The following is a 7,650-nucleotide window of genomic DNA, read 5'->3' on the forward strand; positions in this document are numbered from 1 at the left end:
CGGCGGTGAACTGGTCGCCGCGTTTGTCGCGGGGGTGTGGTCGCTCGAGGATGCCTGTGCGTTGGTGGCGGCGCGGGGCCGGTTGATGGGGGCGCTACCGGAGGGCGGCGCGATGCTCGCGGTCGCCATGTCGGAAACCGAGGTGGCGCAGGTACTGACCGACTACGGCGATCGAGTGTCGGTCGCAGCGGTGAACGGTCCGGACTCCGTGGTGATCTCCGGTGACGACGACGCCGTCGACGAGGTGGAGCGGACGTTGTCGGGGCAGGGTCGCAAGACGTCGCGATTGCGGGTGAGTCATGCATTCCACTCCGCGCGGCTGGACCCCATGCTCGCGCAGTTCCGCGCCGTCGCCGAAGACGTGACATACCACGAGCCGCTGCTGCCGATCGTGTCGAACGTGACCGGTGCGGTGGGCGACGCTTTCACCGATCCCGCGTACTGGGTCGGGCAGGCGCGCGCCACGGTCCGGTTCGCACCTGGAATCCGGGCGATCGCCGAGACGGGCACGCGCCGGTTTCTCGAAATCGGACCCGACGCCGTGCTGGCGGCCATGACCCGCCAATGCCTGAGCGACGATGGCGACGCCACGGCCGGCTGGCTGGTGTCCGTGGCGGGTCGTCGCGGCGTTGATGAGGCGGTTCGGTTTGTGACGTTTCTGGCACAGGTTCATGTCGCCGGGCTGGGCGTGGGCTGGCGGCCGTTGTTCGCGGGGAGCTCGGTCGGTCGGGTTTCGTTGCCGACCTACGCGTTCCAACATCAGCGGTATTGGTTGGCGGCTGCTTCCGACGCGGGTGATGTTCGGGCGTCGGGTGTGGATGGTGTGGAACATCCGTTGTTGGGTGCGGCGGTGTGGTTACCGGATTCTGGGGGGGTGGTGTTGACGGGTCGGTTGTCATTGTCGAGTCATCCATGGTTGGCCGATCACGAGATCGGCGGGACCGTGCTGCTGCCTGGCACGGGGTTTGCTGAGTTGGCGTTGCACGTGGGGGCGATGACCGGCAGTCCGCGACTGGCCGAGTTGGTCGTGACCGCGCCGCTGGCCGTGCCGCCGACGGGCGCCGTCGAGCTGCGGGTGATGGCGGCCGGACCTGACGATGCGGGCGTGCGAGACGTGTCGGTGTATTCGCGTCCGCAGGGTGGCGGTGAACCGGCGCCGGCGGAGTGGGTTCGCCATGCGACGGGGACTCTTGTCGCGCAGTCACCGTCGTCACAGGTCGGGCCGATCGAGGAGAGTTGGCCGCCGGTGGGCGCGGTGCCGGTGGACATCGGTGACGTCTACGTGGATCTGGCCGAGCGAGGCTACGGGCACGGGCCGTTGTTCCAAGGATTGACCGCGTTGTGGCGGCGCGGCGGCGAAGTTTTCGCGGAGGTGAATCTGCCGGAGCAGTCGTCGGCGGGCCGGTTCGGGGTGCATCCGGCCTTGTTGGATGCGGCCCTGCACGCGATTCGCTTCACCGGGTTGGCCGAGGAGCCCGCCGCTGGCGAGATCCTCGTGCCCTATTCGTGGGAAAACGTGGACATACACGCCGTCGGAGCCGGGTCGGCGCGGGTCCGGCTGGCCGCGGCCGAGCCGAGTTCTTCCGGGGCAGACCATCAGCGGATCATGGTGACGCTCACCGATTCTCAGGGGGCACCGGTCTTCGAGGCTGCCGCGCTGACTATGCGTCCGATCCCGATCGCCACCCTGAGCGAGTTCGGTGCTTCTGCGGCAGGCCGCAGCGCCTACATACTCCGGTGGGTCCCGTTGTCGGCGCCGAAGCAGGGCGATTTCAGCGCGGACGCGGAATGGGTGAGCACCGATGAGCAGGAGACGGTGACGGTCGACGGCAGGCCGGTCGCCGTGATTCGACTCGAGGACGCGCCGGCGGATGCGGACGTGCCCGGTTCGGTGCACGCTCGGCTAGCCGATGTGGCGGCGCGGGTTGTCGAACTCCTGGCGCGGCAGGAGCGGATCGTCGTGGTGACCAGACATGCGGTCGCGGTGGACGACGGTGAACCGGTCGATCTCGTCGGCGCGGCGGCGTGGGGTCTGCTACGCAGCGCTCAGCATGAGCACCCCGATCGTATCGCGATCATCGATGTGGACAGCTGGGATGACTACCGCAACCGCGTCGCTGCGGCGTCGGCCATCGCGGACGAATCTCAGGTGGCAGTGCGTGACGGCGTGCTGTATGCGCCCCGGCTGAGCCGCGGCGGTGCGGACACCGGCAAGAACGGACGCACTGCCGTATCGGCGCTGCGGCCCGATGGCACGGTATTGATCACCGGCGGCACCGGCGGTTTGGGTGCGATGGTGGCTCGGCATCTGGTCGTCGAGCACGGCGTGCGGCGGCTGCTGCTGGCGGGTCGGCGCGGCTTGGCCGCGCCCGGTGCCGCCGATGTCGTGGCGGAATTGGCCACGCTCGGTGCACAGGTGGACGTGGTCGCCTGCGACGTGGCCGACCCGGCGGCGCTGGACGGTCTCTTGGCGGCGATCCCGTCGGAGCATCCGTTGACCGGCGTCGTGCATGCGGCGGGGGTACTGGCCGACGGCCTGCTGGCCGACATGACTCCGCAGCGGCTCGCGACGGTGTTGCGGCCCAAGGCCGATGCGGCATGGCACCTGCACGAGGCCACGAAGCATCTGGATCTGTCGATATTCGTGCTCTACTCCTCGCTCGCGGGGACGATCGGCAGCCCCGGCCAAGCCAACTACGCGGCGGCGAACGCGTTCCTCGATGCAGTGGCCCAGCACCGGCACCGCAACGGTCTGCCCGCCACGTCCATCGCATGGGGCCCTTGGCGCGGTACCAGCGGCATGACGAGCACCCTCTCCGAGGCCGACTTCGCGCGCATGCGTCGAGAGGGCCTGGTTCCCCTCGACGACGACTACGGCATGTCGCTGTTCGACGCGGCCGTGGCCGCGGGTTTCCCGACGAGCGTCGGCGTACGTTTCGACGGGGGAGCACTCACCGCGCAGGCAGCGGCGGGGTCACTGCCCAGGGTGCTCAGCTCGCTGGTGACCGCCGGTCCGCATCGCGCCGAGAGCGTGCGATCGCTGCCGCAGCTGCTTGCTTCCGCACCAGAATCCGACCGCGCGGGCATCGTGCTCGCTGCCGTCCGGGAGCAGGTGGCCGCCAGCCTCGGACATGAGGCCGGGGACATGATCGACCCGGGAGCTCCGTTCACGGAGTTGGGTTTCGATTCCCTGGCCGGAGTCGAGTTCCGCAACCGGCTCGTCAAATCCACCGGTTTGACGCTGCCGTCCACCCTCGTCTTCGATCACCCCACTGCTCGGGCGCTGGCCGACCATCTGTACGCCAGGATCACCGAAACCATGCACGCCAGCGTCGATATCCAGACGGTGCCGCAGGTGGAATCCGGTATCAGGGGTGGGCTCACGGAGCTGGTGCTGGCCGCGCACCGGCGCGGTGGGGTCGCTGCGGCGATACCGATGCTGTTGGAGAGCGCCAAGCTTGCCGACACGTTCGTCACCGTCGACGATGTGCCCGTCAAGTCGACGCCGATCCCGCTGAGCCGGGGCACATCCCGGCCCATGCTGATCTGCGTTCCGTCGTTCGTGGTCGGCACCGGACCGCACCAGTTCGGTCGGCTGGCGCGGGAGCTCGGCGCCGACCACACCGTGGTCGCGCTGCGCCTGCCAGGGACCCAGCCCGGCGAACCACTGCCTGAGTCGTGGGATGCGTTGCTGGATTACCTGGCGATGACCGTGGAGGACATCGCGGTCCAGCAGCCGATCGTGCTCGTCGGCTATTCGGCGGGTGGGGCGATCGCACATGCGCTGGCGCATCGCCTCGAAAAGAGCGGGCGCGGGCCCGCGGCGGTGATATTGCTCGACACCTATTCCCCCGACGATGCCGAGCAAAACCGTCGGGTACTCGTCAGCGCGATCGGCGCCGTGCTCGACCTCGAGCACGAGGTCACCGAGATCGGTGATCACGGCCTGGTCGCGATGGCGAAGTACGCGCAGATATTCGATGAACGCAAACCCATGTCGATCGCTGCGCCGACCTTCGACCTGCGGGCCGTGACACCGTTGCCTGGTCTGGATCTCGCTGAGCCGGTGCCCATGTGGCTGCACACGGGCAAGACGGTCGAGATCGACGCGGACCATTTCTCGATCATCGGTGCGGCGTCGTCCGTGGCGGCGGACGAGATACGGCGTTGGCTCGAAGAGCGCGGCGACCCCGAGCCCTGGGCGAATTCACATCGAGGCGGCGAACAATGACGATTCGCAACGACCAGGTCGACAAGCCGCCTGCCCTACTGCGGTGGTGGCTGATTCGGCTGCTGACGTTCATCAGCGCGAAGTCGCAATGCTTGGCATCGGATAAGGCGAGATAGAGGAAATCCCATGGTCGGATCGGCGAATGAGATCGCTATTATCGGAATGTCGTGCAGGATGCCGGGCGCTTCCGATCTCGAGAAGTTTTGGCGGCTGTTGCGCGATGGTCGCGACGCTGTCGTGTCCGCTCCCGCCGGCCGGGCGGGGATCGACGAGACGGCTGGGTTCCTCGATACGGCATCGGAATTCGACGCCGACTTCTTCGGTGTGCCACCGAATGAGGCGCGGTCGATCGATCCGCAGCAGCTGCTGGGTCTCGAGCTGAGTTGGGAGGCGTTGGAAGACGCGGGCTACCGCGACCGCAGCGGTGCCCGGGCCGGGGTGTTTCTGGGTTGCACCGGGACCGATTTCGCCGAAATCGTGGCTTCGCAGGGTAAAACCGGTGTGGGCCGGCATTCACTGTCGGCGGTCGGCAGGGGAGTCGCCGCCAACCGGATCTCGAATTATTATGGGTTCAGCGGCCCGAGCATCGTGGTCGACAGCGGCCAGTCCTCGTCGCTGGTTGCGGTGCATTTGGCGTGCGAATCGTTACGCAGCGGCGAATGCGAGGTGGCGCTCGCGGGCGGAATGAACCTCATCCTCTCGCCGCTGGGTGCCGAACGTTACGAACAGTTCGGCGCGCATTCGCCGTCGGGAAGGTGCTACACCTTCGACGAACGCGCGGATGGCACGGTTCGTGGTGAGGGGGGCGGCATCGTCGTGCTCAAGCCGTTGGCGCGGGCGGTCGCCGACGGCGATCGGATCTACGCGGTGATCCGCGGCAGTGCGGTCAACAGCGGAAACGAGCGCCAAGTGTTGAGCGCGCCCAGCGCGGGGGCACAGACGAGTGTCATTCGGGCCGCGCTGGCGGCCGCGGAGGTGGAGCCGGCATCGGTGCAGTACGTCGAGCTGCACGGCACCGGCACGCTTGCCGGCGACCCGGTGGAAGCGGCCGCCCTCGGCGAGACCTATGGCATCCAACGGCCCGACGGCGCACCATTGGCCGTCGGCTCGGTCAAAACCAACATCGGGCATCTGGAAGGCGCCGCGGGGATCGCCAGCCTGATCAAAACCGCGTTGTGCCTGCGGCATCGAGAGCTGGCGCCGAGCCTGAACTTTCACACGCCGAATCCGCGAATCCCGCTCGACGCGCTGAGGTTGCGGGTGCAGACCACGCTGCAGGAGTGGCCCGACGCGGCGCTGCGCCGGGCGGGCGTGTCGTCGTTCGGTATGGGCGGCACGAACGCGCATGTGGTTCTGGAGGAAGCTCCCGCGAAGGTTGCGGGCGAAGCGACCTCCACCGCGGGCGGTTCGCAGCCCCTGGCGTGGGTGCTGAGCGGGCAAAGTCCGGAGGCATTGCGGGAGCAGGCTGTTCGGTTGCAGGAGTGGTTGGCGGATCATCCGCAGGCGGATGCCGTCGAGGTGGCGTATTCACTCATCCGTTCGCGCACGCCGTTGGAGTCGCGGGGTGCCGTCATCGGGCACGACGTCGAGACGCTGCGCGCCGGGCTGGCTACATTGGCCGATCCGGCCACGGAATCGGCCGGGGGCGCTCCCAACGCGGTGACGGGTCGCGCCGCCTCCCGGCGGGTGGTTTTCGTGTTTCCGGGGCATGGGAGTCAGTGGGTGGGGATGGGTGCGGAGTTGTTGGCGTCGGGTGGGGTGTTCGCGGAGTCGATCGCGGAGTGTGAGGCGGCATTGGCGCCGTTTGTGGATTGGTCGTTGACGGAGGTGTTGCGCGGGGCGGATGAGACTGTGTCGCTGGACCGCGAGGATGTGGTGCAACCGGTCTTGTTCGCGGTGTCGGTGTCGTTGGCGCGGTTGTGGCAGGCCGGTGGTGTGGAGCCGGCTGCGGTGGTGGGGCATTCGCAGGGGGAGATCGCGGCGGCGGTGGTAGCCGGGGGATTGTCGTTGGCCGACGGGGCGCGGGTGGTGGCGGTACGGTCGCGTGTTCTGACGGAGGTGTTGTCGGGGTCGGGGGGTATGGCGGCGGTGGGTTTGGCGGCGGATGTGGTGGCCGATCGGGTGGCGGTATTCGGTGATCGATTATCGATCGGGGCGGTGAACGGACCCGGACAAACGGTGGTTTCGGGTGAGTCGGCGGCGTTGGCGGAGTTCGTTGCCGGGTGTGCGGCCGATGGGGTGTGGGCGAAGCAGGTTCCGATCGATTACGCGTCGCATTCGGTGGCGGTGGAGCGAATTCGGGATCGGTTGCTGGCAGAGTGGGCGCCGATCCGGCCGACATCGGGTTCGGTGCCGTTCTTTTCGACGGTGACCGCGGAGTTCGTGGACACGGCGGGGTTGGATGCCGGGTATTGGTATCGCGGGCTGCGCGAGCGGGTGCGGTTCGCCGAGGCGATCGAGGCGTTGATCGGTGCCGGGATGAACGCGTTCGTCGAGGCCAGCCCGCATCCGGTGGTGTCGACGGCGATCGAGTTGACGGCGGAGTCGATCGGTAAAGCCGATCAGGTGGCTGTCCTCGGTACGTTGCGGCGTGGCCGGGGTGGTCCGGAGCAGTTCGCTGCGGCGTTGGCGCGTGCGCACTGCATCGGCATGGATGTGGCTTCGGAGGTGTTGGCCGCGCCGGCCGCGCATGTGGACCTGCCGACGTATGCGTTCCAACGGCGGCGGTGCTGGACGCCGGGGTCCCTGGCAGGCACGGGTCAGGATGTGAGCCGTGTCGGGCTGATCCGCACGGATCATCCGGTGCTGGGCGCGGTGGTGTCGGTGGCGGGTCGGGACGAATGGTTGTTCACCGGTCGCCTCGCGCCCGAGACCCACCCTTGGCTTGCCGACCACGTGATCTTCGGGTCGACTGCGGTGCCCTCCGCCGTCTGGGTCGACGCCGCGCTGATCGCCGGCGCGCGCGTGGGTGCCGAATCCGTGGCGGAGTTGCGCCTCTCCGTGCCGCTGCCGCCGCGAGCCACGACGTTGAACATCCAGGTGAGCGTCACAGCGCTGGACGAACACGCGTGCCGGACTTTCACCATCCACGCCTGCCCTGTAACGGAATCCGAAGGCGATGTCCCGCAGTGGCAGCAGTACGCGACGGGTGTTCTCGCCCCGCACGCTGCCGACGCGCTGTTGTGGTCGGCTGGGGATTGGCCACCCGCGGCGGCGGAGTTGGTGGCGGCCGAGGAGTTGTACGACCGGTTGGCCGAGCACGGTGTGGGTTACGGTGTGGCGTTTCAGGGAGTCACGGCGGCGTGGCGGCGCGGTCGCGAAGTGTTCGCCGAGGTGTCGCTCGATGAGAGCGTCAGTGATCGGAACGAGCGTTTCGGTGTTCATCCGGCGTTGCTGGATGCGATGCTGCACGTCGGCGC

At 68.2% G+C, this 7,650-nt stretch carries 2 protein-coding genes; both read left to right on the forward strand.

Going from position 1 to position 7,650, the window contains the following annotated elements; all coding sequences use genetic code 11:
- Positions 1-4,231, forward strand: a 4,231-nt coding sequence (locus AB4Z47_RS30170) for an SDR family NAD(P)-dependent oxidoreductase (protein ID WP_441956032.1), incomplete at its 5' end; no start/stop codon positions are given.
- Positions 4,232-4,405: 174 nt separating this feature from the next.
- Positions 4,406-7,650 (forward strand): type I polyketide synthase (locus AB4Z47_RS30175; RefSeq protein WP_441956034.1); only part of this gene is annotated, 3,245 nt, incomplete at its 3' end.

The organism is Nocardia sp. 2TAF39 (assembly GCF_052114905.1).
Classification (GTDB): Bacteria; Actinomycetota; Actinomycetes; order Mycobacteriales; family Mycobacteriaceae; genus Nocardia.